The organism is Bradyrhizobium sp. Unk1 (assembly GCF_059512345.1).
The window spans coordinates 107166-133475 of record NZ_JCAMOP010000028.1 but is presented as its reverse complement, the minus strand read 5'-3'; the positions used below and the strand labels follow the sequence as shown (position 1 = coordinate 133475).

Below are 26310 nucleotides of genomic sequence, written 5' to 3'. Positions count from 1 at the left end.
CGATCGACTTGACCAATCGCCAACCTGTCAGTGATGTGTCCGAACAGGTGTCAGCCATGTCTCCCGACTAAACACTTGACCGGGCGATCCAGTACTCCGAGACGGTTGTGGTTCAATCGATGAGCCGCGGCGTACTGGATGCCCCGCTCCAGTGCGCAATTGCGCACAAGGCGGGGAATGACACCGAGGGCGGAAACGCCGCCCTCGCGCCTCAGAACAAATTGCCCTGATCCACCGGCTTGGCCACGCGCTTCGGGGCAGGTTTTGCGTCCTGCGCGGCCGGCTTTGCTTGCGCAGGCGCACGCTTTGCCGTCGGTGCCGGGCGATCCGCATCCGCCGTCGCGCCGACACGGCCGTCTGCAAACTCGATCTCGACGCGCGCGCCGGGACCAATCGCGTCCGCCGCATGCAGGGGATGGCCGGCTTCATCCCGCACCAAGGCAAAGCCGCGCGCGAGCACGCCGCGATACGACAAGGCCGAGAGCAGCTTGCCGCTGTTCTCGACGCGGGCATCCAGCCGCTGCAACAGCGTGACAACCGCGCGGCCCGCGCGTTCGGCCAGACGATGCGTGCGCTCGCGCTGGCGGGCAATTGCGTTGCGCTGCGCCTGCGCATTCGAAAGTTTCGAGGCGCGCAAGCGCACCTCCAGCCCGGCGAAACGGTCGCGCCGTTGCCGCAGCAGCGAGCGCGCGGACAGGCCGAGCCGCTCGCCGCACACGGTGAGGCGGTGATCGGCCTGCGAAATCTGCCCGTGCAGCACCCGCAGCGTCAGCTTTGCGCTCGCCGCGGTAAACCGGCGGAAATGCGCATGCGTGTTGGCCTTGAGCCCGCGGGGTAGCGACGCGCCCGCCGAATCCAGCCGTTGCCGCGGGATCGCGAGCAGGTCGCCTGCCGCGGGCAGGGCGCGCGCGGCGGCGCGCAGCTCGCTGCGGCGGCTCTCATGGGCGCGCTGCCAATAGGCGCGGGTGCGCCGCGCGAGATCGGCGACCTCGACGAAGAGATCGCTGCGCACCGGCACCGCCATCTCGGCCGCCGCCGTCGGCGTCGGCGCGCGCTTGTCGGCGACGAAGTCGATCAGCGTGATGTCGGTCTCGTGGCCGACCGCCGAGATCAGCGGGATCATGCTCTCGGCTGCCGCCCGCACCACGATCTCCTCGTTGAACGACCAGAGGTCCTCCAGCGAGCCGCCGCCGCGCGCGACGATCAGCACGTCGGGCCGCGGAATCTTGCCGCCTTCCGGCAGCGCGTTGAAGCCGCGGATCGCGGCTGCGACCTGCTCGGCCGAGCCTTCACCCTGCACCTTGACCGGCCACACCAGCACGTGGCGGGGAAAGCGGTCCTCCAGCCGATGCAGGATGTCACGGATGACGGCGCCGGTCGGCGAGGTCACCACGCCGATCACCTCGGGCAGCCAGGGCAGCAACTGCTTGCGCGCCTCGTCGAACAGGCCCTCGGCGGCGAGCTTCTTCTTGCGCTCCTCCATCAGCGCCATCAGCGCGCCGATGCCGGCCGGCTCCAGCGCCTCGATCACGATCTGATACTTGGAGGATCCCGGATAGGTCGTCAGCTTGCCGGTGGCGATGACCTCGAGCCCCTCCTGGGGCTTGAAGCGCATGCGGCCGTGCACGCCCTTCCAGATCACCGCCTCGATCTTGGCACTCTCGTCCTTGAGCGCGAAATAGCAGTGGCCGGAGGAGTGGGCGCCGCGGAAGCCTGAGATCTCGCCACGGACCCGGACATGGCCAAAGGCGTCCTCGACCGTCCGCTTCAGGGACTGCGAGAGCTCGGAGACGGTGAATTCGGGGGCGTTGAGCAGGGGTTCCGCTGAAGGCATCGGCAAACGATTCGGCATTTTGGGGTCGGACCCGACGTTAAGGATTTTCGCCGCGCGGCGCCAATCCGGGAATTGACGCGGAGAGTACTCTGTAATATAGAGTTCTCTATTGATTGATGAATTCAAGGGAGTTGAGCCATGGCGATCCGGCTGCTGCGCGGCGTCTTGCATGGACTGAAATGGGCCCTGTGTGCGGTCGGCGCTGTGGCGCTGATCCTGGCCGCGATGATCGCGACGCCGCTGGAGCGGCCGCCTGAGATGCGATCGGTCTCGGAGTCCGTGAAGCTCGTCGACTTCTCGACCATGCCACCGCTCGAGCGCTTTCAGGCCCGCGACGGCACCTGGATCGGCTATCGCCACTACGCGCCGAACGGACCCGCGACCGGCCGTGGCGCGATCTTCATCCATGGCTCCTCCGGCTCCAGCGGCACCGTCAATCACGCGCTGACCCATGCGATCGCATCGCGCGGGGTGGAGACCTGGGCGCTCGACATCCGCGGCCACGGCGGCTCCGGCACGCGCGGCGATATCGGTTATGTCGGCCAGCTCGAGGACGACCTCGTCGATTTCGTCGCCCATGTTCGCAAGGGCGCGCCCGACCTGCCGCTTACCCTCATCGGCCATTCCGCCGGCGCGGGCTTCTCGCTGCGGCTCGCTGCAACCCCGATCATGCAGGACATGTTCGTGCGCACCGTGTTGCTCGCGCCCTATCTCGGCTATGACGCGCCGACTAACCGGCCGAGCAACGGTGGTTGGGTCAGTGCCGACATTCCGCGTTTCCTGGGGCTCACGGCGCTGCGCAAGCTTGGGATCGACTGCTGCGCGCAGCTTCCGGTGCTGGCTTTCGCCGTGCCGGCGAATTCGGCGAAATACCTCACCTCGACCTATTCCGATCGCCTGATGCGCAACTTTGCGACGCGCGGCTACCGGCTCGATCTACCGGCAACGACACGACCGATCACGATCATCGCCGGCGCCGAGGACGAGATGATGATCTCGGACAAATATGCCGAGACCGTCCAGGCGATCAAACCATCGATCGACGTCAAGATGATCGACGGCATCAACCATATGGGCCTGGTCACCGATCCGAAGGCGGTCTCCGTGATCGCCGACGACGTGGCAACGCGCGGGGCAGGGCAGTCATGATCGACAGCAAGGAGGCCTCCGCAGCGCTGGCCGACATCGACGACATCGTCCAGCGCGTGAAGCAATCGCAGCTCTACGAGCTCGCAAGCCTCGCAGCGGTGTGGTGGGGCGTGCTGGTGTTCGCAGCCAATTTCGTCACCTGGCTCTGGCCGTTCTATGCGGTCTACGCCTGGGTCGCCACGGATGTCGTGGGCGTCGGCGGTCTGGTCGTGCTCCGTTTGCTGAATCCGCCGCAACACGCCAATGGCACCGCTGCCAGCATCAGGATGCTTCTGGTGCTCGTGTTGTTCTTCGTCTTCGGTTATCTCTGCACCAATGTGATCGGCCATTTCGGTCCGCGCCAGCTGGGGACGTTCTGGCCGCTCTATTTCATGCTGTTCTATACGCTGGCCGGTCTCTGGTTCGGCTACGCCTTCGTGGCGATCGGCCTCGGCATCGCCGCGCTGACATTGTTCGGCTTCTTCTACATCGGCGAGGCGTTCCCGCTCTGGATGGCCTTCGTCAATGGCGGCGGACTGATCCTCGGCGGCCTCTGGATGCGGCGGATCTAGCGCATGGCCGAGCTCGACGACATCATCCACCAGCCGCTGCGGCTGAAGATCATGGCGGCGCTGAACGCGCTGCCCGTATCCGCCGGCCTGGAGTTCGCCCGGCTCAAGAAGCTGACCGGCGCCACCGACGGCAATCTCGGTGCCCATATCGAGACCCTCGCCAAGGCCGGCTACGTCTCGGTCGACAAGGCCTTTGTCGGCAAGAAGCCGCAGACGACAGTGACTGCGACAGCCACAGGCCGCGGCGCCTTCGCGCGGCATGTCGCGACATTGCAGGAGATTATTGCGGGGAGGCAGGGGTAGGCTCTGCGATGCCGATTGCAGTGCCCTCTCCCCTTGCTGCCGTGCGCTGAGGTGGGCTCGCACGGCAAGCGTCGGTCGGTCCCGAAAGACGAAATCAGGCGTAGGCTGATCACTGTTCGCTCTTCGCGGCACGCTCCTTTCTGAACCGCTCTACTGTGTCCGCAATGGCCTCGTTGGGAGACACTGTCATCCTCATGTTTACAGGAACGACGACTTCGCAATCGATTGGCTCGATAGCGTTGCACGTCAGTTCCGCGATGGCGTTACCGAAGACTTTGTAGAAGAAGGTCGCGTAGGCCCTCACATCATTTTCGTCAGGATCGTTCTCGCCATGGACAAGTCCACCATCTTCAAGGTTCGTGTGTACGCGTCCGCTATTGTAGTCCAGAAAAAATACCAACAGGATTGTCCTTCGCTCATTGAGTAGAACAATTTTCACGACGCCTCTATCGAGCGCATCGACGTGCATGGTCATTCGCTCTAGACCCGGTATCGGTCCATCCGGCCACAAGCCGATGGAAACAATTCGGCCAACAAGGGCAGACACATCAGGAGGCGGATGATCTCCTCTTCTAAGAGCTTCCAAGGTTGCAGCGGGTAACAGTGGGTCCCACGGTGCTAATCGATCTCGCGTCCGATGGAGAGTGCGTGCGGTTGGGACGCCCAGCTCATCGCGGATATAGATTCGAGCAAGCTCCTCGATGATGACGAGGTCTGCGGACAAGCGCCTTCTGTCAGCGGGAATGTCGGGATCGACTATTTCGCCTTCGAGCGAGGCATGAGCTACCGCGCAACGTCCGCTCTCAAACAAATGGCTGGCTACATCGATGCCCGCAGCGCGCAATTCCACAACTCGGTTGGCCGCCCTGTCCGAGAGCTTGTCGATGTTCGCAGCAATCCATCTGCCCCTTACCCTTCCATCGCGAAACTGCGATTCGATTACCTTGTAAAAGCTCAGGAAGGCATAACTGTCGTGTACTTCATCGAGCCGCTTTCCTTCACGCCAAAACGCAAGCGCTTTGCGGACATTATCGTCCTCGACAATCGGCAAGTGATTGCAGTTAAAGGATTTGGTGCCGGCAGTACCCATCGATGAGTAGACGGTCCGGGGATCGCCATACAGGGCCGGATGGGTGCCATGTATGTAGCCTGAGACGTCAACGTAACCGTTCGCGAACCAGCTTAGGACAGAAGTAAATCTATAGATTTTTGCTATCGCTGCATCGGCTCCGCCGGTGCCGGGATCGCAAGCAATGGTTATGCCGGGCGGAGACGGTTTGCCACTGCGTTCGCTTCCGCGCAGAAAGTACTCGTCGCCAGCATATTTGACACATACGTCGAGTGAAGGCCACGGAATGGACGAGGCGACCCCTGCCGTCAGCCAGCCTACACGACCCCGGAGCTTGCGATCTACGTCCTCACCGAAAGTGTGGGGGATGTATGGTGTTCTCATTGTCGTCTTCCGATAACGCGCCCACTTACATCGTACAGTGTCGTCGCATTGCTATTGCTGCTCTCGCGGCCGATCACCTTGCCTCGCGCATCATAGATCGTGGTCGTACCTTGACTATCGGTCGATGACGCGCCGCCGCTTCGCCCGGAGAGGTCGAAGTAGCGTTTCGATTGCGACGACTGCGCCGACGTCACGCCGGTGAGCATTGGGATTATCAGAAAAGCGAGCAGGGTCTTGGGCATCAGGTGAAATCGCCGGTAAATCGTGGGGAACGACCCCCAATCCCTTGAAACGGAGGGCTTTCCGCGCCACCTTGCGCGACCCTGACGGCTTCGGCCTAATGGGGGTAGTGATCCCCGAATCAAACATGGAAAAGCCGAGCACACTTTGGACGGCGGGCTCGGCTTTCCGTGGCGTTTCTCACAGGAGATGCTTTCGCATGTCCGTAACCACGAGGAGACCCTAGCGTGACTAGTCCGGTCGTTCAAGACAACCAACCCCGCAAGACCAAGTTCACATTCGAAGAAGCTGTTGACGTCTGGCTGCGCCGCTGGTGCGGGCAGTTTCAGCATGAGATCGCAGCCGCGTATGTGATCAACCCGCGTGCAGTGAATCAAGTCCTCAAGGGGATCACTCACGTCGGTAGCGAGCAAGAGGCCGCAAGGCGCGTAGGCCGCACGGCATAGTTATCGCGACCCGGCGGGCGGCTTCGGCCGCTCGCCATCGCTCTACGTGACGAGCAGCAGGAATCAGCTGCAAGGGACGCAGGACGGACGCAGATTCCGGCTTCTGCAATCCCTTTAACGGGGTAGATAGAACCTCATTCTCTCACAAGGGGAGAAGGGGAGGCGGCTTCGCCGTGCCCCGGAATGACGGGGGAGTTCAGCCCGTTTCCCCTTGAGACCCGCCGCGATTCGTGCGACCTCCGCCCCCAGCAAAACCCCTCATTTCGAGCCTTCGATGCACATTCTCCTGCTCGGTTCCGGCGGCCGCGAACATGCCCTGGCGTGGAAGATCGCAGCCTCCCCCCTGGTGACCAAATTCTGGTGCGCGCCCGGCAATGCCGGCATCGCGCGGGAGGCGGAATGCGTGGCGCTCGATGTCGCCGACCATGCCGCCGTGATCGACTTCTGCAAGACGAATGCGGTCGAGCTGGTGGTGGTCGGTCCGGAGACGCCGCTCGCCGCCGGCATCGTCGACGACCTCACCGCCGCCGGCATCAAGGCGTTCGGGCCGAGCGGGGTGGCTGCGCAGCTCGAAAGCTCCAAGGGGTTCACCAAGGCGCTGTGCACCGAATTCGGCATTCCGACCGGCGCCTACAAGCGCTTCACCAACGCCAATGATGCGCGTGCTTACGTCCAGAGCCAGGGTGCGCCGATCGTGGTCAAGGCCGACGGCCTTGCCGCCGGCAAGGGCGTCGTGGTCGCCAAGACCGTGCGCGAGGCCGAGGACGCCATCGCCATGATGTTCGAGGGCGCCTTTGGCGAAGCCGGCGCCGAGGTCGTGATCGAGGAATTTCTGCCGGGCCGCGAGATCAGCTTCTTCGCGCTGTGCGACGGCGAGACCGCCATTCCGCTCGCTTCCGCGCAGGACCACAAGCGGGTGTTCGACCACGATCTCGGCCCGAACACCGGCGGCATGGGCGCCTATTCGCCGACGCCGCTGGTGACGCCGGCGATCCACGACGCGATCATGGCCAAGATCATTCTGCCGACGGTCGCCGGCATGAAGCAGCGCGGCACGCCGTTCCGCGGCATCCTTTACGCCGGGATTATGCTGACGACGCAGGGCCCAAAACTGTTCGAGTTCAACGTGCGCTTCGGCGATCCCGAGTGCCAGGTGCTGATGCTGCGCATGATGTCTGACATCGTGCCGGCGTTCATCGCCGCCTGCGACGGGGAGCTGAAGCATTTTGATCTGCGCTGGTATCCGGAATCCGCGCTCACCGTGGTGATGGCCGCGAAGGGCTATCCCGGCGACTATCAGAAGGGCACGCGCATCGAGGGCCTCGATGACGCCTCAGAGGTCGAGACCGCCGAGATCTTCCATGCGGGCACGGTTGAGAAGGACGGCGCGATCCTCGCCAATGGCGGCCGCGTGCTCAATGTCTGCGCGCTAGGTGCGACCGTGACGGAGGCGCAGAGCCGCGCCTATCAGGCCGTCGACCGCATCAACTGGCCGGAAGGCTTCTGCCGCCGCGACATCGGCTGGCAGGCGGTGGAAGCCGAGAAGGCCCGGGGCTGACAGCGTTTTTTTGGCTCGGCGCGCGATTTTCGGCTGCTCCCGCGGCTTTCCAAAATTTCTCAAGAAGGACTTGAACTTAGCTACTGTGCATGGGGTTGTTTTCGACATTTTTGTTTGAGGCGGCCCAGGACTGACCAGATAAGGATGCCGAAGATGTCCGATCTCGCCGACCTCTACCCCGGCTTCGCCTCCGAATGGATCAACACCTCCTTGGGCCGCATCTTCGCCCGCGTCGGCGGCAAGGGCCCGCCGCTGCTGTTGCTGCACGGCTTCTCCGAGACCAACGTGATGTGGCATCGCGTGGCGCCGCAGCTCGCGGACCAGTTCACGCTGATCATCGCCGATCTGCCGGGCTATGGCTGGTCCGACATGCCCGAGAGCGATGCGCTGCACGTCCCCTACAGCAAGCGCGCGATGGCCAAGGCCACGGTGGAAGCGATGGAGCAGCTCGGCCACGTCCACTTCGCGCTCGCCGGCCACGACCGCGGTGGCCGGGTGTCGTATCGGCTGGCGCTCGACCATCCCGGCCGGCTGTCGAAGCTCGCGGTGCTCGATATCCTGCCGACCTATAATTACTGGGAGCGGATGAACCGCGCCTATGCGTTGAAGATCTATCACTGGACCTTCCTGGCGCAGCCCGCGCCGCTGCCGGAGACGCTGATCTCGGGCAATGGCGAGTTCTTCCTGCGCTTCAAAATGGCGAGCCAGACCAAGTCGAAGACGCTGGACGCCATCGACCCGCGTGCACTCGAACATTACATCGCCCCGTTCCGCGATCCCGCCCGCGTGCATGCGATGTGCGAGGACTACCGCGCCGGCGCCTATTTCGATTACGACCTCGACAAGGGCGATTTCGAAGCCGGCAAGAAGATCACGGTGCCGATGCTGGCGCTGTGGGGTGGCGCAGGCATCGCCCAGGCCGCCGCGACGCCGCTCGATATTTGGAAGCAATGGGCGACCAACGTCGACGGCATGCCGGTGGACTCCGGCCATTTCCTCACCGAAGAGAACCCGGACGTCACCGCAAAGGCGCTGCGCGAGTTCTTCGCAGGCTGAACTACGCTGTCGCGACACACACAACTGTCATCGCCCGGCTTGACCGGGCGATCCAGTACTCCGAGACGGTGGGGGTTGATCGATAGGCCGCGGCGTACTGGATGCCCCGCCTTCGCGGGGCATGACGGCGGAATATGTGAATCTACCGCCGCTCCCGAAAGAAGTCCTTGAGCAGCCGCGCCGCCTCGCTCTCGCCGACCCCGGAATAGACATCCGGCGCATGATGGCAGGTGGGGGAAGCGAAGAACCGCACGCCGGACTCGACTGCGCCGCCCTTGGGATCGGCGGCGCCGTAATAGAGCCGCCTCACCCTTGCAAAGGAGATCGCGCCCGCACACATGGTGCAGGGCTCCAGCGTCACGTAGAGGTCGCAGTCGACCAGGCGCTCGCTGCCGATCTTTTTGGCGGCCTCGCGCAGCGCAATGATCTCGGCATGGGCGGTCGGGTCGTAATCGGTCAGCGTCCGGTTCGCCGCGGTCGCGATCACCTCGTAATTGCGGACCACGACGCATCCGATCGGAACTTCGCCCGCCTTTCCGGCATTTTCGGCCGTTTTGAGCGCCAAATCCATGAAAGAGGGGGCTTTCAAGCCTCGTATCATCGCCAGAAACCTGCTAGTAGCTCCGCCTTCAGCAAGAGTGAATACCGGATTTGCCTGAGCATGCGGCTCGAAGCGAGCGCGCATAATGCTTCTGGCCACCCCCTAAGTGAGATTATTCATGCCTCGCGACAGCGACAAAGACAACGATTCCCGCGGCCGGCGTGATCGAGGCCCGGGCAGGGGTGGCCCGCCCAAGGGCCGGTCCGGCAAGCCGCGCGGCCCCGAGAAGAAATTCGCCAAGCGCGGCTCTGAGGGCGGGGGCGACAGCCGCCCGCCTCGCGGCGACCGCGACAGCCGTCCGTTCCGCCGCCGCGAGGAGGGCGATGCCCCGCGCCGCGATTTTAGCGACCGTCCGAAATTCAAGCGCGACGACCGTGGTGGTGAGGAGCGCGGCGAGCGCAGCTTCAAGCCGCGCGGCGACCGCCCGTTCTCCGATCGCGGCGCGCGCGATGGCGAGAAGCGGCCGTTCAAGCCGCGCGGTGATCGCCCGTCCTATGGCCGAGACGACCGTCCGCCGCGCAGCCGGGATCGCGACGATTCCCGTCCCGCCGGCCGATTCGGTGACAAGAAGTTCGGCGACAAGCGGCCGTATGCGCCGCGTGGCGACCGCCCGGAACGCAAGTTCGACGGCGAGCGGAAGTTTTCGAGGGGGGCACCGGATCGCAGCGATCGTCCGCGCGATCGTGGCGAGCGCAGCGATTCAAAGCCTTGGCAGAAGCGCGACGCGGGTCCGCGAGGCGATCGTCCGCCGCGTAAGGATTTTGGCAAGGGTCCGCGCAAGGATTTCGGCGGCCGTGACCGCAGCGAAGACAAGCCTTGGCAGAAGCGCGACGATCGGCAGGGTGGCGGCGATGACCGTCCGCGTTTCTCGCGTTCGCGCGACGATCGCGCGTCCGGCGATCGTCCGTTCCGCGATCGGCCGAAGTTCGATCGGCCCAAATTTGATCGCTCGCGCGACGATCGTCCCAAATTCGATCGGCCCCGTCGTGACAGCGATGGCGAACGCGGCGGTGACCGCCCGAAATTCAATCGTCCGCGCGAGCGCAGCGAAGGCCGCTCCGACTGGCACGAGCATCCGCGCAGCGAAGGTCGCTTCGGCGACCGTCCGCGCCGTGAAAACGAGGATGAGAGCAGGATCTTCGAGAAGCGCCCCGCTTTCGGTGGCCGCGGCGCCTATCGGGACCGTGATCGGGATTTCGAGGGCCGTCCGCGCCGTGACGAAGCACCGAAGCCGAAGAAGGCCGGCGAGCGTATCGCAAAAGTGCTGTCGCGAGCGGGCCTCGCCTCGCGCCGCGATGCCGAGGAGATGGTCACGCAGGGGCGCGTCGCCGTCAACGGCCGCGTCATCAATTCGCCGGCGCTCGACATCACCTCGAACGATGTCGTCACTGTCGACGGCAAGCCGTTGCCGGAGCGCGAGCGCACGCGGCTGTTCCTCTATCACAAGCCGCGCGGCCTGATGACGACGCATGACGACCCCGAGGGCCGTCCGACCGTGTTCGACAATCTGCCCGAAGGCCTGCCGCGGCTGATCTCGATCGGCCGGCTCGACTTCAACACCGAAGGCCTGCTGCTGCTCACCAACGACGGCGGGCTCGCGCGCACGCTCGAGTTGCCGGACACCGGCTGGCTGCGCCGCTACCGCGTCCGCGCCCATGGCGACGTCACCCAGGCGCAGCTCGACGAATTGAAGAACGGCATCGAGGTCGAGGGCGTCAAATACGGTCCGATCGAGGCGACGCTGGAGCGCGACCAGGGTGCCAATGTCTGGCTGGTGTTCGCGATCCGCGAAGGCAAGAACCGCGAGGTGCGCAACGTCTGCGCCCATCTCGGGCTCGAGGTGAACCGGCTGATCCGCGTGTCCTACGGGCCGTTCCAGCTCGGCGAGGTTCCCGAAGGCCAGGTCGAGGAGATCAAGTCGCGCGTGCTGCGTGATCAGCTCGGCGACAAGGTGATCGAGAAGTCGGGCGCGCAGTTCGACGTGCCGAAGAAATCGTCTTCACCCGACGGCGAAGTGCCTCGCGAGAAGAAGCCTGCCAGCAAGCGTGACGTGATCAACGATCGCAAGGGCCGTCGTGTCCTGGTACAGCGCACCGGCAGCGAGGAGGCACGCGAGCGCAACGAGTCCGAGGCCAACGGCTACGGCCCGCCGCGCCGCCCCAAGCGCGGCTATCACGGCAAGCGCGATCTGACGCCGCGGGAGGACTAATTGCGCGTCGTCGGCGGTCGTTTGAAGGGGCGCAATCTCGCCTCACCGTCCTCGCGCGACATCCGCCCCACGGCGGACCGCTTACGCGAGTCAGTATTCAACATTCTCGTGCACGCCTATGACGATCCGATTGCGGATGCGCGCGTGCTCGATCTCTTCGCCGGCACCGGCGCGCTTGGCATCGAGGCGTCCTCGCGCGGCGCAAAGTTCACGCTGTTCGTCGACAACGGCGCGGAAGCGCGCGCGCTGCTGCGCAACAATGTTGAGACGCTCGGCCTTGGCGGCGTGACCAAGGTCTATCGCCGCGATGCCACCGATCTCGGCCCTGCGCATCCCGTCGAGCCATTCTCGCTGGTGTTCCTCGATCCGCCCTATGGCAAGGGATTTGCGGAGAAGGCGCTTGCGAGCTTGCGCGATGGTGGCTGGCTCACACCGGGTGCGCTGCTCGTGGTCGAAGAGGCGAAGGCTGCGCAGTTTGCGACGCCGGAAGGTTTCGAGGAATTGGAGCGGCGGGCTTACGATGACACGGAGTTCGTGTTTTTGAAGAAGCCGTAGTCTCGCTGCCGTAGGGTGGGCAAAGCGAAGCGTGCCCACCACTTCTATCGCAATCGTGGAAAGATGGTGGGCACGGCGCGTTGCGCCTTTGCCCACCCTACGACACCGGCCTCACCGCCGCCCGAACAGCTTCTCCACATCGCTCAGCTTCAGCTCGACATAGGTCGGGCGGCCGTGATTGCACTGGCCGGAGTTCGGGGTGTCCTCCATCTCGCGGAGCAGGGCGTTCATCTCCTCGGGCCTCAGCCGGCGGCCGGCGCGCACCGAGCCGTGGCAGGCCATGGTTGCGGCGACGTGCATCAGGCGGCGCTCCAGCGGCAGCGCCTCGTCCCATTCGGCCATATGCTCAGAGAGATCGCGCAGCAGTCCGCCTGCATTGGTCTTGCCGAGCAGCGACGGCGTCTCACGCACCGCGACCGCGCCGGGGCCGAAGGATTCGATCGCCAGCCCGAACGACGCAAGCTCCTCGCTGCGCTCGAGCAGGCGCTCGACCGTCGCCTCGTCCATCTCGACGATCTCGGGGATCAGCAGGATCTGCCGCTGCACGCCGTTGGCGGCGAGCGAGGCCTTCAGCCGCTCGTAGACGATGCGCTCATGCGCGGCATGCTGGTCGACGATGATCAGGCCGTCGCGGGTCTGCGAGACGATGTAGGTCTCGTGGATCTGGGTGCGCGCCGCACCGAGCGGGCGGTCGACGAGGTCCGCCACCGGCTGCGTCTCGAACCGCACGTCCGCGCTGGGCGCGCCGACATCGAACGCGGCCTGCGCGCGCTCGGCGAAGGCAGGTGCGGCGGAGCCTTCGAATGACGGCATCGGCGCGACCGGGGCGGATGGCGAGGCGCGCCAGTCCCAGCTTGCCGGGCGCGGCGCAAAGGCCGGCCGGAACGAGGACAACGCGCTCTCGCCACTGTTGGCGGCCGTGCGCCGGCCCTCGCGCGCGAGCGCTTCCTTCAGCCCGTGCACGATCAGTGCGCGCACGAGGCCGGCGTTGCGGAAGCGCACCTCGGTCTTGGCCGGATGCACATTGGCATCGACCTCGCGCGGATCGAGCGTGACGAACAGCGCCAGCACCGGATGGCGGTCGCGCGGCAGATAGTCGGCATAGGCCCCGCGCACGGCGCCGAGGATCAGCTTGTCGCGCACGGGACGGCCGTTGACGAAGAGATATTGCCCGAGCGCGTTGGCCTTGGTCAGCGCGGGCGCTGCGGCATAGCCGGCGACGACGACGCCCTCGCGCTCGGCATGGACCTCGATGGCGTGGCTGCGGAATTCTGCGCCGAGGATATCGCCGAGCCGCGTCAGCCGTCCGGCGGCGCCGGGCAGCGCGGCGGTCCAGGTCACCGGCGCGCGGTCCTCGCCCGCGAGCGTGAAGGCGACGTCGGGCCGCGCCATGGCAAGGCGCCTGACCACCTCGCGGATCGCCTCTGCCTCGGTGCGATCGGTCTTCAGGAATTTCAGCCGCGCGGGCGTTGCATAGAAGAGGTCGTTGACCTCGACGCGCGTGCCATGCGCCAGCGCCGCCGGCATGATCTCGGATTTGTCGCCGGCCTCGACTGACAGCGCCCAGGCATGCGGTTCGCTCGCATGCCGCGTCGTGATGGAGAGACGCGCCACCGAGCCGATCGAGGGCAGGGCCTCGCCGCGGAACCCGAGCGTGCGGATCTGGAGCAAATCCTCGTCGTCGAGCTTGGAGGTGGCATGGCGTTCGACCGCGAGCGCGAGGTCCTTCGCGGTCATGCCGCCGCCGTCGTCGGTGATTCCGATCCGCCGCCGGCCGCCGCCATCGGTGAAGACGTCGATCCGGCTCGCGCCGGCATCGATGGCATTCTCGACCAGTTCCTTGACCACGCTCGCCGGACGTTCGACCACCTCGCCGGCGGCGATGCGGTTGACGACTTGCTCTGGCAGTTGGCGGACGGGCATGGGGCTTTCGATCTGGATTCGCTGACGGCGCTATTCTAGGCCGTGTTGCGTCAAAAGCATGTGTTGGGCAACAACCGTGTGGCGGCTTGGGGACGAGGGATGCCTATCACATTGAAGGGATTGGACGTTCGAGAAAATCGCGCAACCGGGACGGAGCGGTCGTCCTGCTGCCGTCCTGATTGTGGGGGGCCGGACAGCGGTGTAGCATCGTGAAAAAATGGCAAAAGGACGGGAGGACGCCATGTGCCATCTCTTCGCGCACCAGCCCCAACGCGACTACGAATCCCAGACCCGCTCGCTCAGGATCGGCGGGCACTGCACCTCGATCCGGCTGGAAATGGCGTTCTGGGACACGCTGGAGGAGATCGCGGCCAAGGAGAACATGAGCGTCGGAAAATTCCTGACCACGCTCTACAACGAGGTGCTCGACCATCACGGCGAGGTCAATAATTTCGCCTCGCTGCTGCGCTGCTCCTGCCTGATCTACCGCTCCCGGAGCATGGTGCCGGTGCAGGAGTTCAAGGGTAACGTCACGCCGATCCTTGATGCGGCCGAATAGCTATCCCAACGAAAGTGCTTAGCCCGGATTACGCTTCGCTCCATCCGGGCTACGATACTCTCTCCGCCGTCATTGCGAGGAGCTCTTGCGACGAAGCAATCCAGACCGTCACCGCGGTGGGATTCTGGATTGCTTCGCTTCGCTCGCAATGACGGGGAGAGAGCGGTGGGCTCCATGCGGAGCCGATAACGCCCGACGTCAGATCTCCTTCTTCTGCATCGCACCCGCCATGTAATCCGCCTGGCGGATCGCGAGTGCGACGATGGTCAGGGTCGGGTTGCAGGCCGCGCCGCTGGTGAACTGGCTGCCGTCGGAGACGAACAGGTTCTTGACGTCGTGGCTCTGTCCGAACTTGTTGACCACGCCATCCCGCGGCTTCTCGCTCATCCTGTTGGTGCCGAGATTGTGCGTGCTCGGATAGGGTGGCGTCGGATAGGTCACGGTGGCGCCGACGGCGTCGTAGACCGCCGCACCCTGCTTGTAGGCATGTGCGCGCATCGCGAGGTCGTTGGGATGGTCGTCAAAATGCACGCTCGCGACCGCTTGGCCGAACTTGTCCTTCACGCTTGGGTCGAGCGTGATGCGGTTGGTCTCCTGCGGCATGTCCTCGCCGACCAGCCACATGCCGGCCATCCTGGGATAGCCGTCGAGCGCGGCGGTGAACGGACGGCCCCAGGCGCCGGGATTGAGGAAGGCCGCCATGAACGGCAAGCCGATCGACAGCGTCTCCATCTCGTAGCCGCCGACGAAGCCGCGCTTCGGATTGTTGGCGGCCTCGTCGCGAATGATGCCGGCCATGGTGGTGCCGCGATACATGTGCACGGATTTCTCGAACACGGCGTAGACGCTGCCGGTCATGTGCCGCATGTAGTTGCGGCCGACCTGGCCCGATGAATTGCCGAGGCCATCGGGGAACATGGTCGAGGCACTGTTTAGGAGCAGCCGCGGGCTCTCGATCGAATTGCCGGCGACCGCAACGATGCGCGCCTTCTGGCGCTGCATCGCGCCACTCTCGTCGGCATACACGACGCCGGTGACCTTACCGCCGGCGTCGTGCTCGATCTTGACCGCCATGCTGCTCGGCCGCACCTCGAGATTGCCGGTCGCCTCGCCCTTGGGGATCTCGGTGTAGAGCGTCGACCATTTCGCGCCGGATTTGCAGCCCTGGAAGCAGAAGCCGATCTGCTGGCAGGCGCCGCGGCCGTCGCGCGGCTGGCTGTTGATCGCCATGTTGCCGGTGTGCACGGTCTTGTAGCCGAGCTTCTTGGCGCCGGCCTCCAGCACCTTGAAATTATTGTTGCCGGGAAGTCCGGGAATGCCGTTGGTGCGGGTTACACCCATCTTGTTCTCGGCCTTGGCGTACCACGGCTCCATCTCCGCCAGCGTGACCGGCCAGTCCAGCAGGTTCGCGCCTGGAATGTTGCCGTAGGCGCTCTTGACCTTGAACTCGTGCTCGTCAAAGCGCAGCGACGCGCCGGCCCAATGCGTCGTCGAGCCGCCGACCGCCTTGACGATCCAGGCGGGAAGGCCCGCGAAATCCTTGGCGACGCGCCAGGTCCCCGACGTGGTGCGGGCATCGGTCCAGGCGAGCTGGGAAAAGCTCTCCCACTCGTCGTTGACGAAATCCTGGTTCTCGATGCGGGGACCCGCTTCGAGGATCACCACCTTGACGCCCTTCTGCGCGAGCTCGTTGCCCAGCGTGCCGCCGCCGGCACCGGAGCCGACGATCACCACAACGCTGGAGTCGTTCAGATCGAATTTTGCCATATGCGTTCTCCTGAACCGTTGGGTGAGTCTTAAGCCTTCGGCAGCCAGTCGATGTCGGCAAAGCCGCGGTTGATGTAGCCGCCGTGCTCGGCGGAGGAGCCCTCGTAGCCGAAGCGCGGCCAGACCTCTTTCTGGTTGTAGAGCGACACGACGAGATCGCCGCGCACCTTCTGGAAGAAGTCGCTCTGCTCGATCTCCGTCAGCAGCACCACGCGGTCGGCTTCCCATGGCACTTCGGCGTAAGCGAGCTTGTGGCGATCCCGTGCATTCTGGTCGAGCCGCGTGATGCCGTCGCTGATCAGTGATTTGACGGCGGGGTCTTTGGCCGCCTTGCCGTCCCACGGCTTGATCGCTGTGATGTAGTAGCTGTCGCCGAGGACATCGTGCGGATAGATGTCGCGCGCGACCTTCAGCAGCGTCTTCATCGTCGCCGGCGAGAGCGTGCTGGCATCATCGGCCCAGGCATCTTCGATGCTGACGGCGACGCTGGTCGCGACAGCGACGACCGGCACGGCGGTCGCCGCGCCCTTGAGAAAGACGCGGCGGCTGTGCTTGCTTCGACGATCGACTTCTCTCATGGCATTCCTCCGTAGATTTTGTGATTTGGATCTTGTGATTTTGATCAGCCGAAACGACCCCCTCGCTGGATCACCTCGATCTTATAGCCATCGGGATCGCTGACGAAGAAGAAGCGCGCCAGCGTCCTGCCATCGTGCTTGAAGTCGCGCAGCGGTCCCGGTGCGAGCTTCTCGCGCTCGAATCGGGCATGTTCGGCATCGAGATCCTCGACCACCACGGCAATATGTCCGTAGCCGTCGCCGAGCTGGTACGGCTCCTTGCGGTCGAAATTCACGGTCAGCTCGACCTCGAAAGGTGAGGAGGGGTGACGCAGGTAGATCAGGGCAAAGTCGGAAAATTTCAGGTGGCCGGCGACCTCCAGGCCGAAGGCGCGCTTGTAGAAGTCGAGCGAGCGGGCCTCGTCGAGCACGCGGATCATGGAATGAACGGGCTTTGCCATTCAGTTCTGCTCCTTGAGAAAAGCGATGATGGCGGCGCGCGTTTCCGGCTTCGCCTGCCGGTAGACCATGGTCACGCCGGGAATGACGGCTTGCGGATTGCTCAGCCAGGCGTCGAGCTTGGTCTCGTCCCAGGCGAAGTCCGCTTTCGATAGCGGCTCCGAGTATTTAAAACCTTCGCTCTTGCCGGCGGGACGGCCGACGACCTTCACCAGCGGCGGGCCTTGCCGCATCGGTTCCGACTGGGTGAGTGTGTGGCACACCGCGCATTGCTGCTTGAACAGTGTCGCGCCATCCGGCTGCTTGGCGGCCGGCAAGGGCATTTGCGCATCGGCAACCCGCACCACCAGCACCATCGCGGTGCACAATCCCAGCACGATTGCGCGCATCGCCAAGAATCCGCCCATCCACATCAACGTGCGCAAACTCTAGGCGGCGTCAAAGATGCGGTGGTAGTAGCGGGCTGTTTCGCTGCGCGCGGAGACACTGGTGGCTGCGTGTGTTCCGCAATGCCTTATATGCGGAGCACAATTCCGCGAAACCGCCGTCAAATCCCTAAACGATCACCACACCATGCGCATTGCATGACGACCGCGCCGCTTGAACTCTCTACGCGATGCAATGACCCGGTGCAGGTGAGCGGCGCAGGATGCAGCCGAGCCATTCGTCGCGGAATAATCCAGGAGAAATGGATGAAGTTGGTGAAGACCTCGATGATCGCATGCGCCCTGTCGGCTCTCATTGCGACGCCCGTTCTCGCGCAAGGCGCGCCACCCGCCAAAACAGGCGGCACCGTGCAAGGCAAACCGATGCAAGGCAGCACAATGGGCAGCGGGGATGAGGAGATGAATGCTCAGCCGGGCGCGGCGGGCGAGAAGACGGGTATGAAGTCGACCAAAGGCACCAAGGGCACGGTCGGCACCACCGGTAGCGCTGCGCATAAGGGAACCGCCGACGATTCCGCGACGGGCGGTGCAGCGCCGGGCAAGCGTTACTAGTCCCGTCGGGTGAAGCAAGCAAACTCCGGTCGCCCTGCGGCCGGAGTTTTTTTGACTGGATCGGCTTTGCTAGTCGTCGAAGCGGCCGCCGCCGCGCCCAGCCTTGATGTCGCTGCGGCGCTTCTTGCCGTCGAGCCGGCGCTGCTTGGAGCCAAAGGTCGGCCGCGTGGCGCGGCGCGGCTTCGGCCGTATCATCGCCTCGGTCAGGATCTCGACGAGCCGGTCGATGGCGTCCTGGCGGTTACGCTCCTGGGTGCGGAAGCGCTGGGCGTGGATCACGATCACGCCGTCCTTGGTCATGCGCTGGCCGGCAATGCGGGCGAGCCGGATCGCCGCATCCTCCGGCAAGGTCAGCTTGCGCGTGTCGAAGCGCAGCTGGGCCGAGGTCGAGACCTTGTTGACGTTCTGCCCGCCCGGGCCGGAGGCGCGGACAAAGCCGATCTCGATATCGTCCTCGTCGATGACGAGATCGCGGGATATCCGCAGCATGATGGCACCATTCGTGATGTCCGGACATATCGCGGACGTCCACGTTCGGCAATGGCGCATCCTGGAAACGCAAATGGCCGGGCGAGCCCGGCCATTTCAGGAAAACGTCAGGGGACGTTAGTTCGACTTCGTCGCCGGTGCCGCGGCCGGTTGCGCGGCGGCCTGTGGGGCGCGGCCAACGACCACGGTCAGGAGGCCCTGGCCCCAGAGGCGCTTGGCGGCGGCCTTGGCGTCGTCCAGTGTCACCGCGTCGACGATGGCGTTGCGCTTCTCGATATAGTCGATCGGCAGCTTGTCCTGCTGGTATTGCAGCAGCGCCTGCGCGAGCTTCGAGGAGGTATCCAGCGCCAGCATCTGGGAGCCCTTGAGGTAGGACTTGGCCTCGTCGAGCTCCTTCTGCGTCGGGCCCTCCTCGGCGATGCGGCGCACTTCCTTGTCGATGGCGTCGATGGTGTCGCCGGCACGGTCGGCGCGGGTGCCGGTGTTGCCGATGAAGACCGCCGAATGCTCCATCCAGAGCAGCGATTCGAACACGGAATAAGCCAGCCCGCGCTTCTCGCGCACCTCGCGATAGAGCCGCGAGGACAATCCGCCGCCGCCCAGGATGTGGTTGACGACATAGGCGGCCATGAAGTTCGGATCGCTGCGCTTCACGCCGGGGCCGCCGAAGGTGATCACGGTCTGGGGCACGTCGAGCGGCACGAAGGCGCGCTGCGGCGGTTTTGCCGCCTCGACGTCGGCGACCGGCGTGAGATTGGCCTTTGCGGGCAGGCTACCAAAAGTGTGGTCGAGCAGTTTGCCGAGCGTGGCCGGATCGACGTCGCCGACCACCGCGATCTTCAGCCCGTCCTTCGCAATCACGCGGCCGACATAATCCTTCATGTCGGCGACCGTGATGGTCGGCACGCTGTCCAGCGTGCCATTGGTCTGCCGGCCATAGGGATGGTCGCCGAACGCGACCTCGAGGAATTTGCGGCTCGCCAGCGACGACGGATTGGTGGTCTCGCGGCGCAGGCCCGAGATCACCTGTGAGCGGATGCGCTCGACGTCGACGGTGTCGAAATGCGGCGAGGTCAGCGCGCTCCTGAGCAGGTCGAAGGCTTCGTCCTTGTTGTCGCGCAGCATCCGCAGGCTGCCGCGAAAGGTGTCGCGGGTGGCGCTGAAGGAGAGCTCGATGGCGCGGCGATCGAGCCGCTCATGGAAGGTCTTGGAGTCGAGATCGCCGGAGCCTTCGTCGAGGAGGTCGCCGACCAGATTGGCGACGCCGGACTTGTCCTTGGGATCCTGCGCCGAGCCGCCGGCAAAGGAATATTCCATGGCGATCAGCGGCACGGTCGCATCCTGTACGAACCAGGCTTCGATGCCGCCCGGCGAAGTCAGGTGCTGGATTTTTGCAGCCGCCTGTGACGGCGAGACCGTAGCCAGCGCGAGTGCCGCGCCGGTGGCAAGCGAGAATGCAACGCGTCGAAGGAAGGGATAGGTCACGAACGCTTCTCCTCGCGCTTGGCGGCACTGGTGTCCTTGATCAGATAGCCCGTCACCGAGCGCTTCTTCTCGAGCCATTTCTGCGCGACAGCGCGAACCTGGTCGGCGGTGACCGCGCGAATGCGGTCGGGCCAGCTCCTGATGTCCTCGATCGAGAGGCCCGTGGTCAGCGCGCCGCCATACCAGCGCGCCAGCACCGCCTGGTTGTCCTGGGCGTAGATCGCTTCCGCAATGAGCTGGGTCTTGACCCGCTCGAGGTCCTCGGCGCGGATCGGGTTTTGTGCGATGTCGGCGATGACGCCGTCGACCACTTGCTCGACATCGGCAAAGCTGACGCCCGGTTTCGGTGAGGCCGAGATCGCAAACTGGGTCGGGTCGAGCGAGATGCTCGAATAGCTTGCGCTGGCGGAGACCGCGAGCGGCTTGTCGACCACGAGCGCGCGGTAGAGATAGGAATTGCTGCCGCTGCCCATCAGCTGCGCCAGCACGTCGAGGGCGGCGCTTTCACCGGCCGCGGCGGTCGTCGCCGACGGTACGAGATAGTAGCGGCGCAGGCTCGGCTGCTCGACGCGCGGGTCGGCCAGCGTGACCGTGCGCGGCGCCGCCGGCTCCGGCTCCTGCGGGCGGACGCGGCGCGCCGGGATCGCGGGCTGGGCCGGAATGGAGCCGAAATTCCGCTCGACCAGCGGGCGGATGTCGGCGGCTTCCACGTCGCCGGCGATCACGAGGATCGCGTTGTTCGGCGCGTAGAAGCGGCGGTAGAAGGCGAGCGCATCCTCGCGGTCGAGCTTCTCGATCTCCTGGTGCCAGCCGATCACCGGTCGGCCGTAGGGATGATTGAGATAGAGCGCGGCCATGATCTGCTCGTTGAGCCGCGCATCCGGATTGTTGGCGACCCGCATGTTGTACTCTTCGAGCACGACGTCGCGCTCGGGCAGCACGTTCTCGTCCTTGAGGATCAGGCCGGTCATGCGATCGGCCTCGAACTCCATCATGGTCGGCAGCTGCTCTTTCGGCACGCGCTGGTAGTAGTTGGTGTAGTCGACCGAGGTCGAGGCGTTCTCGTTGCCGCCGACGCGGAGCACGGTCTGGGAGAATTCGCCGACCGGATGCTTCGAGGTGCCCTTGAACATCAGATGTTCGAGGAAGTGCGCGAGCCCAGATTTGCCCGGCGTCTCGTCGGCCGAGCCGACCTTGTACCAGATCATCTCCGTGACCACGGGTGTGCGATGGTCCGGGATCACCACGACCTGCATGCCGTTGGCGAGCGTGAAGCTGGCGGGCGGAGCCGATGTCACCGTGGTCTGGGCGAGGGCGGCGCTCGCTGAGAGGACACTCGTCGAAAGCAGCGCGGCAAGGAGGCAGGCGGCCGATCGGTAAGAGGACATCATGATCCTTATGAAAAGGCCGAGCCCGGATGTCCGGCTCGGAGGCACGGCATGCTACACCGTGCGGCTGAGGCTTCGCGTCACGAAGCAGAGAACTCAACGCTTAGGCAAGTTACTGATAAGCAATATGCAGACTGCGTCCGGCGTGCGTAAGCCGCCGGTGCCAGGATGCGCCTGTCAGGATGTCGCGGTGGGGCAGGAGCGGTATTATTCCTTGTCCTTGCCCGACATGATGTCGAAATAGGTCCGGCGCGACTTGTCCGGCCCGGCGCCATAGGCGTAGTTCGGGGACGGCGTCTGGTAGCCCGGCGGCGGCTCGACCAGCGACGAACGCGGCGGTTCGCTGGTGAATTTCTTCTCTTCGGAGCTGTTGCCGCCCTTCATCATGTTCCACAGACCACCGGCGTAGCCGAGTTCGGCGGGACTGAGCGACGGGTTGCCGTTGGTACCCGGCTGGATCGGGTCATTGCTTGTACGGGGGGCTGCGGCGACCTCGCCGGCCTTCATCTCAGCGGGCGTCAGAGGCTGGGCGGCCTGCCAGTTTTCCGTTGCCTTGGTAGCCTTCTTGCGTGCGGCAATGGCTTCCTTGCGGCGCTTCTCCTCGGGGTCCTTGGGCCAGTTCGGTGCATTCTTGGCCTGGGTCGCGGGAGGCGGCAGGTCCAGCTTGGGCGGCACGACCAGCGGGGAGCGCTCGCGATATTCGATGCCGGGCTTTTCCATGCTCTTGGCACCGATGCCGGACATCAGATTGTCGATGATCTTCTCTTCGAAGGTCATCCCGTCATCATCCTCGTCGTCGTCACCGGCGCGGACCGGGCCAGCCGTCATGACGAGGCCGATGCCGAGCATGACAGCGGACAATTTCAACGCCCGCCAGAACCCCGCTTTGGGATCTCGAACCATCGAACCGCTGGTCTCGGAGCTGCGCATCACTGTACCTGTTCCATATTGTGGCAGATTGCTGCACTTTGCCGCTCGTACGCGGCCAATCCTCGCAAAAAGCAGGGTTCCACCTGCCGGTCCGTATCGGCCGGGATCAGGGCGCTTTTGCGGCGGGTACCCCCAGGAAGGAATCATACAATAGCGCCGCCACCCCGACAACGATGGCCACGTCAGCGAGGTTAAACACGTACCAATTATAGGTATTTCCACCGATCTCGATGTGGAACAGGGCGAAATCGACCACCGCGCCGTAGGCGAAGCGGTCGATGCCATTGCCGATCGCGCCGCCGATGATCAGCCCGAGGGCGATCGTGGCAAGCAGGGTGTGCGAGCGGGCCATCCAGATGGCGAGAGCGACCACGGCGACGACCTTGACCGCCATCAGCGCGATCTGCGCCGACTGGCCATCGTTCTGGAGCCAGCCGAAGCTGATCCCGATGTTCCAGGCCAGCACCAGGTCGAAGAACGGCGTCACCTTCACCACGCCGCGACGGGCGAGGTCGAACACGTTCAGGAGCCAAAGCTTTGAGGCCTGGTCGGCCACCAGCGTGACCACGGCCGCGAGGATGCCGGCGCGAAGCGGGGTCATGGCCGGGGATCAGACCCCCACCCCCAGCGCCTTCCATTCGCGCAGCGCCTGGGCGTCGCGCGGGGTGACGTCGGGGTATTCAGGGTCTTCACCGACCGTCGGCGAGATCTTCCAGGAGCGGGCGCATTTGGTGCCGACCGCCTTCTCGACGACGACCGCGACGCCGGGCACCGCATCGAGACGGAATGCGCCCGCCGGCGCCTCGCCCTCACGCACCTCGTAGTTCGAGGTGATGCAGACCTCGGCGAGATCGGTGTCGAACAGCGTCGCCAGCATGTCGCGGTCGGCGACATAGATCACCGGCGAGGCCTCGAGCGACGAGCCGATGTTCTTGGCGGCGCGTTCGAGCTCCAGCGCGCCGGTGACGACGCGGCGGACGTTGCGGATCGTCTCCCACTTCGCGGCGAGCCTGTCGTCACGGAGCTTCTCGATGCCTTCGGGAAACAGGGTTAGATGGACGGAAGGCTCCGCGTTTGGCCGGAACATGCGCCAGGCTTCGTCGGTCGTGAAGCTCAGGATCGGCGCAAGCCATTTCAGGAGCGCATCGCACAACAGGTCGATCGTGGTGAGCGCGGCCTTGCGCGCCGGCGAGGACGGCGGGTCGCAATAGAGCGTGTCCTTGCGGATATCGAAGTAGAACGCCGACAGCTCGGAGTTCATGAAGGCCGCGAGGCTTGCGACGACGGTCTTGTAGTCGAAGGCGGCATAGGCCGTGCGAACGGTTTCGGCATGGCCGGCCAGTTCGTGCAGCATCAGCCGCTCGAGCTCGGGCATCTCGGCATAGGCGACCTTCTCGCTCGCCTTGAAGTGATGCAGCGTACCGAGCATCCAGCGGATCGAGTTGCGCAGCTTGCGATAGGTCTCGATCGTGTTCTTCAGGATCTCCGGGCCGATGCGCTGGTCGTCGGCATAGTCGGTGGCGCAGACCCACAGGCGCAGGATGTCCGCGCCCGAATCCTTGATCACCTTCTGCGGCTCGACGGTGTTGCCGAGCGACTTCGACATCTTGCGGCCGTTCTCGTCGAGCGTGAAGCCGTGGGTGAGCACGACGTCGTAGGGCGCGCGGCCCCGCGTGCCTGCGCTTTCCAGCAGCGAGGAATGAAACCAGCCGCGATGCTGGTCGCTGCCTTCCAGATACATCACGGTGTCGTTGCCGCCGTCGATCTTGCGGACGATGTTGCCGAGCTGCGGGAAGTTCTGGCGATCCTCGAGTACGAAGGCGTGCGTGGAGCCTGAATCGAACCAGACGTCGCAGATGTCGTCGACCTTCTTCCAGTCCTCGCTCGCGCGGGACCCTAGGAAGCGTTCGCGGGCGCCGTCCATGTACCAGGCGTCGGCGCCTTCCTCCATGAAGGCTTCGGTGATGCGCTGGTTGACGATCTCGTCCTGCAGGATCTCGGCCGAGCCGTCGCTCTTCTCGCGCACGAACACGGCGATCGGCACGCCCCAGGCGCGCTGGCGCGAGATCACCCAGTCCGGACGGTTGGCGATCATGCCGTTGATGCGGTTCTCGCCCGACGGCGGCACCCATTGCGTGACCGAGATCGCATGCAGCGCGCGGGCGCGCAGCGTGTCGCCCTTCTTCGCATGGCCGTCCTCGCTGATGTCCTTGTCCATCGCGATGAACCATTGCGGCGTGTTGCGGAAGATCACCGGCTTCTTCGAGCGCCAGGAGTGCGGATATTGATGCTTGAGGCGGCCGCGGGCGAGCAGCTTGCCGCCCTCGATCAGCGCCTTGATCACGGCCTCGTTGGCATCGCCCTTCTCGCCCTTGTCGTTGAGCACGCGCTTGCCGGTGAAGCCGGGGGCCTGCGCCGTGTAGGCGCCGTTCTCGTCGACGGTGTAGGGGATCGCGGTCGGGATGCCGCGCGCATCGAGCTCGCGGGTGTTGGCCGTCCAGACGTCGAAGTCCTCGCGGCCGTGGCTCGGCGCGGTGTGCACGAAGCCTGTGCCGGTGTCGTCGGTGACATGCTCGCCGGCGAGCAACGGCACGATGAACTCGTAACCGCCACCGAAGCCGCGGAGGGGATGGGCGCATTCCACGGCGTCCAGCGTGTCGCCGGGAATGTCGCGCACCTTCTCATAGGACGTGACGCGCGCCTGCTTGAACACCTCTGCGGCGAGCGCATCGGCCAGGATCAGGAGATCGCCGTTCCTGGCCCAGTTGTCGGCGGGCGCATCCGTCACCTTGTAGAGGCCGTAGGCGATTTTCGGCGAGAACGAGATCGCGCGGTTGCCGGGCAGCGTCCAAGGCGTGGTGGTCCAGATCACGACCGAGGCACTGGCGAGTGCGCCATGTGCCGGTGACGTGACGGGAAACTTCACCCACACCATGTCGGAAGTGTAGTCCTCGTACTCGACCTCGGCTTCCGCAAGCGCGGTCTTCTCGACCACGCTCCACATCACCGGCTTGGAGCCGCGATAGAGCGTGCCGTTGGCCGCGAACTTCATCAGCTCACGGGCGATCTGCGCTTCGGCCGGATAGCTCATCGTCTGATAGGGATGATCCCAATCGCCGATGATGCCGAGCCGCTTGAACTCCTCGCGCTGCACGTTGATCCAATGCGTCGCATAGGCGCGGCATTCCTTGCGGAACGCCACCATCGCGGCGGAGTCGCGGAAATCGGGCTTCTGCTTGCCCTTCTTGCGGTAGTTCTCCTCCTCGATCTTCCATTCGATCGGCAGGCCGTGGCAGTCCCAGCCCGGCACGTAATTGGAGTCGAAGCCGAGCATCTGCTGGCTCTTGGTCACGACGTCCTTGAGGATCTTGTTCAGCGCGTGCCCGATATGGATGTTGCCGTTGGCGTAAGGCGGGCCGTCATGCAGCACGAATTTGGCGCGGCCCTCCGCTTCCCGGCGCAGCTTGTCGTAGAGGCCGATGTCGTTCCAATACTTCAGCAGTTCCGGCTCGCGCTGCGGCAGGCCAGCGCGCATCGGGAAATCCGTCTGCGGCAAATAAAGGGTCTTGGAATAGTCTTTGACTTCAGACTTTTGGGACTTTTGCGGCTTTTCGGACATGGGGCTGACTGGCTCGGAAGGGCGCGGAAACGGATAGCGACTGGAATCGCGGGGTGAAACGACAACATCCCGGTCTTGCGCCGAACCTATAGGCTCAGGCGGAAGCCGGGCCGCTAATCCCTATGATGCGCCGCGCAAACATGGGCTCTCCATAGCAGCCGGGAGGGGGAAGCGCAAAAGG

General features: G+C 64.7%; 25 protein-coding genes. 10 read left to right on the top strand and 15 right to left on the bottom strand.

All coding sequences use genetic code 11. The annotated features are described in order from the left end of the window. Positions 1-211 precede the first annotated feature (211 nt). Entirely contained in the window at positions 212-1834 is a 1623-nt protein-coding gene (gene xseA, locus AC5ZFO_RS31195; protein ID WP_282521974.1) for an exodeoxyribonuclease VII large subunit, read from the bottom strand. A gap of 138 nt (positions 1835-1972) precedes the next feature. On the opposite strand from xseA, the gene AC5ZFO_RS31190 reads away from it, so the two are divergent. The 3 genes from AC5ZFO_RS31190 to AC5ZFO_RS31180 are packed head-to-tail and all read left to right on the top strand — an operon-like array spanning position 1973 to position 3837. Continuing rightward, a complete protein-coding gene (locus AC5ZFO_RS31190) occupies positions 1973-2983 on the top strand; it encodes an alpha/beta hydrolase (RefSeq protein ID WP_282521975.1) in 1011 nt (336 codons plus the stop codon). Next, a complete protein-coding gene (locus AC5ZFO_RS31185; RefSeq protein WP_282521976.1) occupies positions 2980-3534 on the top strand; it encodes a hypothetical protein in 555 nt (184 codons plus the stop codon). The genes AC5ZFO_RS31190 and AC5ZFO_RS31185 overlap by 4 nt, the downstream gene beginning before the upstream one ends. A 3-nt stretch (positions 3535-3537) precedes the next feature. After that, a complete protein-coding gene (locus AC5ZFO_RS31180) occupies positions 3538-3837 on the top strand; it encodes a winged helix-turn-helix domain-containing protein (RefSeq protein WP_282521977.1) in 300 nt (99 codons plus the stop codon). A gap of 109 nt (positions 3838-3946) precedes the next feature. Here AC5ZFO_RS31180 and mauJ read toward each other — a convergent pair whose 3' ends face one another. Together mauJ and AC5ZFO_RS31170 are read right to left on the bottom strand one after the other, a co-directional pair. Further along, positions 3947-5290, bottom strand: a complete 1344-nt coding sequence (gene mauJ, locus AC5ZFO_RS31175; protein ID WP_496122976.1) for a methylamine utilization protein MauJ — start codon at positions 5288-5290, stop codon at positions 3947-3949. After that, a complete protein-coding gene (locus AC5ZFO_RS31170; RefSeq protein WP_496122975.1) occupies positions 5287-5532 on the bottom strand; it encodes a hypothetical protein in 246 nt (81 codons plus the stop codon). The genes mauJ and AC5ZFO_RS31170 overlap by 4 nt, the downstream gene beginning before the upstream one ends. A 225-nt stretch (positions 5533-5757) precedes the next feature. On the opposite strand from AC5ZFO_RS31170, the gene AC5ZFO_RS31165 reads away from it, so the two are divergent. From AC5ZFO_RS31165 to AC5ZFO_RS31155, 3 genes are all read left to right on the top strand, one after another. Beyond that, the gene (locus AC5ZFO_RS31165; RefSeq protein WP_282521980.1) at positions 5758-5976 is read left to right on the top strand and encodes a hypothetical protein; all 219 of its coding nucleotides are present in this window, start codon (positions 5758-5760) and stop codon (positions 5974-5976) included. 274 nt (positions 5977-6250) lie between these two features. After that, a complete protein-coding gene (gene purD, locus AC5ZFO_RS31160) occupies positions 6251-7534 on the top strand; it encodes a phosphoribosylamine--glycine ligase (RefSeq protein WP_496122974.1) in 1284 nt (427 codons plus the stop codon). A 153-nt stretch (positions 7535-7687) separates the two neighbouring features. Further along, a complete protein-coding gene (locus AC5ZFO_RS31155; protein ID WP_496122973.1) occupies positions 7688-8590 on the top strand; it encodes an alpha/beta fold hydrolase in 903 nt (300 codons plus the stop codon). 142 nt (positions 8591-8732) lie between these two features. Here AC5ZFO_RS31155 and AC5ZFO_RS31150 read toward each other — a convergent pair whose 3' ends face one another. Continuing rightward, positions 8733-9191, bottom strand: a complete 459-nt coding sequence (locus tag AC5ZFO_RS31150; protein ID WP_071909524.1) for a nucleoside deaminase — start codon at positions 9189-9191, stop codon at positions 8733-8735. Between the two features lie 118 nt (positions 9192-9309). On the opposite strand from AC5ZFO_RS31150, the gene AC5ZFO_RS31145 reads away from it, so the two are divergent. Further along, positions 9310-11400, top strand: coding sequence for a pseudouridine synthase (locus AC5ZFO_RS31145; RefSeq protein ID WP_282521983.1), 2091 nt, complete (start codon positions 9310-9312; stop codon positions 11398-11400). Further along, positions 11401-11955, top strand: coding sequence for a 16S rRNA (guanine(966)-N(2))-methyltransferase RsmD (rsmD, locus tag AC5ZFO_RS31140; protein ID WP_282521984.1), 555 nt, complete (start codon positions 11401-11403; stop codon positions 11953-11955). Positions 11956-12066: 111 nt separating this feature from the next. Here rsmD and mutL read toward each other — a convergent pair whose 3' ends face one another. Continuing rightward, positions 12067-13878, bottom strand: a complete 1812-nt coding sequence (mutL, locus tag AC5ZFO_RS31135) for a DNA mismatch repair endonuclease MutL (RefSeq protein WP_282521985.1) — start codon at positions 13876-13878, stop codon at positions 12067-12069. Between the two features lie 241 nt (positions 13879-14119). On the opposite strand from mutL, the gene AC5ZFO_RS31130 reads away from it, so the two are divergent. Next, entirely contained in the window at positions 14120-14437 is a 318-nt protein-coding gene (locus AC5ZFO_RS31130; protein WP_282521986.1) for a ribbon-helix-helix domain-containing protein, read from the top strand. A 198-nt stretch (positions 14438-14635) separates the two neighbouring features. On the opposite strand, the gene AC5ZFO_RS31125 is transcribed toward AC5ZFO_RS31130, so the two are convergent. From AC5ZFO_RS31125 to AC5ZFO_RS31110, 4 genes are read right to left on the bottom strand one after another with little or no spacing between them, the layout of a single operon-like run. Further along, complete coding sequence (locus tag AC5ZFO_RS31125; RefSeq protein ID WP_282521987.1) at positions 14636-16204, bottom strand: GMC family oxidoreductase; 1569 nt, start codon at positions 16202-16204, stop codon at positions 14636-14638. Between the two features lie 29 nt (positions 16205-16233). Further along, complete coding sequence (locus AC5ZFO_RS31120) at positions 16234-16782, bottom strand: gluconate 2-dehydrogenase subunit 3 family protein (protein WP_282521988.1); 549 nt, start codon at positions 16780-16782, stop codon at positions 16234-16236. Positions 16783-16826: 44 nt separating this feature from the next. Then, positions 16827-17222, bottom strand: a complete 396-nt coding sequence (locus tag AC5ZFO_RS31115) for a VOC family protein (RefSeq protein ID WP_282521989.1) — start codon at positions 17220-17222, stop codon at positions 16827-16829. Further along, the gene (locus tag AC5ZFO_RS31110; protein ID WP_496122972.1) at positions 17223-17609 is read right to left on the bottom strand and encodes a c-type cytochrome; all 387 of its coding nucleotides are present in this window, start codon (positions 17607-17609) and stop codon (positions 17223-17225) included. A 303-nt stretch (positions 17610-17912) separates the two neighbouring features. Here AC5ZFO_RS31110 and AC5ZFO_RS31105 point away from each other — a divergent pair, with 303 nt between their 5' ends. Continuing rightward, on the top strand, positions 17913-18218 hold the full coding sequence (locus AC5ZFO_RS31105) for a hypothetical protein (protein WP_282521991.1): 306 nt from the start codon (positions 17913-17915) through the stop codon (positions 18216-18218). A gap of 69 nt (positions 18219-18287) precedes the next feature. On the opposite strand, the gene arfB is transcribed toward AC5ZFO_RS31105, so the two are convergent. The 6 genes from arfB to ileS all read right to left on the bottom strand — a co-directional run bounded on the left by arfB (position 18288) and on the right by ileS (position 26129). Then, a complete protein-coding gene (arfB, locus tag AC5ZFO_RS31100; protein WP_282521992.1) occupies positions 18288-18707 on the bottom strand; it encodes an alternative ribosome rescue aminoacyl-tRNA hydrolase ArfB in 420 nt (139 codons plus the stop codon). A gap of 117 nt (positions 18708-18824) precedes the next feature. Next, complete coding sequence (locus AC5ZFO_RS31095; RefSeq protein WP_282521993.1) at positions 18825-20192, bottom strand: M16 family metallopeptidase; 1368 nt, start codon at positions 20190-20192, stop codon at positions 18825-18827. After that, the gene (locus tag AC5ZFO_RS31090) at positions 20189-21583 is read right to left on the bottom strand and encodes a M16 family metallopeptidase (RefSeq protein ID WP_404979817.1); all 1395 of its coding nucleotides are present in this window, start codon (positions 21581-21583) and stop codon (positions 20189-20191) included. Before AC5ZFO_RS31090 ends, AC5ZFO_RS31095 begins: the two co-directional genes overlap by 4 nt. 204 nt (positions 21584-21787) lie before the next feature. Then, a complete protein-coding gene (locus AC5ZFO_RS31085; RefSeq protein ID WP_282522121.1) occupies positions 21788-22510 on the bottom strand; it encodes a hypothetical protein in 723 nt (240 codons plus the stop codon). A 106-nt stretch (positions 22511-22616) separates the two neighbouring features. Continuing rightward, entirely contained in the window at positions 22617-23111 is a 495-nt protein-coding gene (gene lspA / locus AC5ZFO_RS31080; RefSeq protein ID WP_166344691.1) for a signal peptidase II, read from the bottom strand. A 9-nt stretch (positions 23112-23120) separates the two neighbouring features. After that, positions 23121-26129, bottom strand: coding sequence for an isoleucine--tRNA ligase (gene ileS, locus AC5ZFO_RS31075; protein ID WP_282521995.1), 3009 nt, complete (start codon positions 26127-26129; stop codon positions 23121-23123). Positions 26130-26310 lie beyond the last annotated feature (181 nt).

Excerpts from the sequence above, each read along its gene's own strand:
- xseA (WP_282521974.1), bottom strand. The coding sequence starts at position 1,834 with ATGCCTTCAGCGGAACCCCTGCTCAACGCCCCCGAATTCACCGTCTCC.
- AC5ZFO_RS31190 (WP_282521975.1), top strand. The coding sequence starts at position 1,973 with ATGGCGATCCGGCTGCTGCGCGGCGTCTTGCATGGACTGAAATGGGCC.
- AC5ZFO_RS31185 (WP_282521976.1), top strand. The coding sequence starts at position 2,980 with ATGATCGACAGCAAGGAGGCCTCCGCAGCGCTGGCCGACATCGACGAC.
- AC5ZFO_RS31180 (WP_282521977.1), top strand. The coding sequence starts at position 3,538 with ATGGCCGAGCTCGACGACATCATCCACCAGCCGCTGCGGCTGAAGATC.
- mauJ (WP_496122976.1), bottom strand. The coding sequence starts at position 5,290 with ATGAGAACACCATACATCCCCCACACTTTCGGTGAGGACGTAGATCGC.
- AC5ZFO_RS31170 (WP_496122975.1), bottom strand. The coding sequence starts at position 5,532 with ATGCCCAAGACCCTGCTCGCTTTTCTGATAATCCCAATGCTCACCGGC.
- purD (WP_496122974.1), top strand. The coding sequence starts at position 6,251 with ATGCACATTCTCCTGCTCGGTTCCGGCGGCCGCGAACATGCCCTGGCG.
- AC5ZFO_RS31155 (WP_496122973.1), top strand. The coding sequence starts at position 7,688 with ATGTCCGATCTCGCCGACCTCTACCCCGGCTTCGCCTCCGAATGGATC.
- AC5ZFO_RS31150 (WP_071909524.1), bottom strand. The coding sequence starts at position 9,191 with ATGATACGAGGCTTGAAAGCCCCCTCTTTCATGGATTTGGCGCTCAAA.
- AC5ZFO_RS31145 (WP_282521983.1), top strand. The coding sequence starts at position 9,310 with ATGCCTCGCGACAGCGACAAAGACAACGATTCCCGCGGCCGGCGTGAT.
- mutL (WP_282521985.1), bottom strand. The coding sequence starts at position 13,878 with ATGCCCGTCCGCCAACTGCCAGAGCAAGTCGTCAACCGCATCGCCGCC.
- AC5ZFO_RS31130 (WP_282521986.1), top strand. The coding sequence starts at position 14,120 with ATGTGCCATCTCTTCGCGCACCAGCCCCAACGCGACTACGAATCCCAG.
- AC5ZFO_RS31125 (WP_282521987.1), bottom strand. The coding sequence starts at position 16,204 with ATGGCAAAATTCGATCTGAACGACTCCAGCGTTGTGGTGATCGTCGGC.
- AC5ZFO_RS31120 (WP_282521988.1), bottom strand. The coding sequence starts at position 16,782 with ATGAGAGAAGTCGATCGTCGAAGCAAGCACAGCCGCCGCGTCTTTCTC.
- AC5ZFO_RS31115 (WP_282521989.1), bottom strand. The coding sequence starts at position 17,222 with ATGGCAAAGCCCGTTCATTCCATGATCCGCGTGCTCGACGAGGCCCGC.
- AC5ZFO_RS31110 (WP_496122972.1), bottom strand. The coding sequence starts at position 17,609 with ATGCGCGCAATCGTGCTGGGATTGTGCACCGCGATGGTGCTGGTGGTG.
- AC5ZFO_RS31105 (WP_282521991.1), top strand. The coding sequence starts at position 17,913 with ATGAAGTTGGTGAAGACCTCGATGATCGCATGCGCCCTGTCGGCTCTC.
- arfB (WP_282521992.1), bottom strand. The coding sequence starts at position 18,707 with ATGCTGCGGATATCCCGCGATCTCGTCATCGACGAGGACGATATCGAG.
- AC5ZFO_RS31090 (WP_404979817.1), bottom strand. The coding sequence starts at position 21,583 with ATGATGTCCTCTTACCGATCGGCCGCCTGCCTCCTTGCCGCGCTGCTT.
- AC5ZFO_RS31085 (WP_282522121.1), bottom strand. The coding sequence starts at position 22,510 with ATGCGCAGCTCCGAGACCAGCGGTTCGATGGTTCGAGATCCCAAAGCG.
- lspA (WP_166344691.1), bottom strand. The coding sequence starts at position 23,111 with ATGACCCCGCTTCGCGCCGGCATCCTCGCGGCCGTGGTCACGCTGGTG.
- ileS (WP_282521995.1), bottom strand. The coding sequence starts at position 26,129 with ATGTCCGAAAAGCCGCAAAAGTCCCAAAAGTCTGAAGTCAAAGACTAT.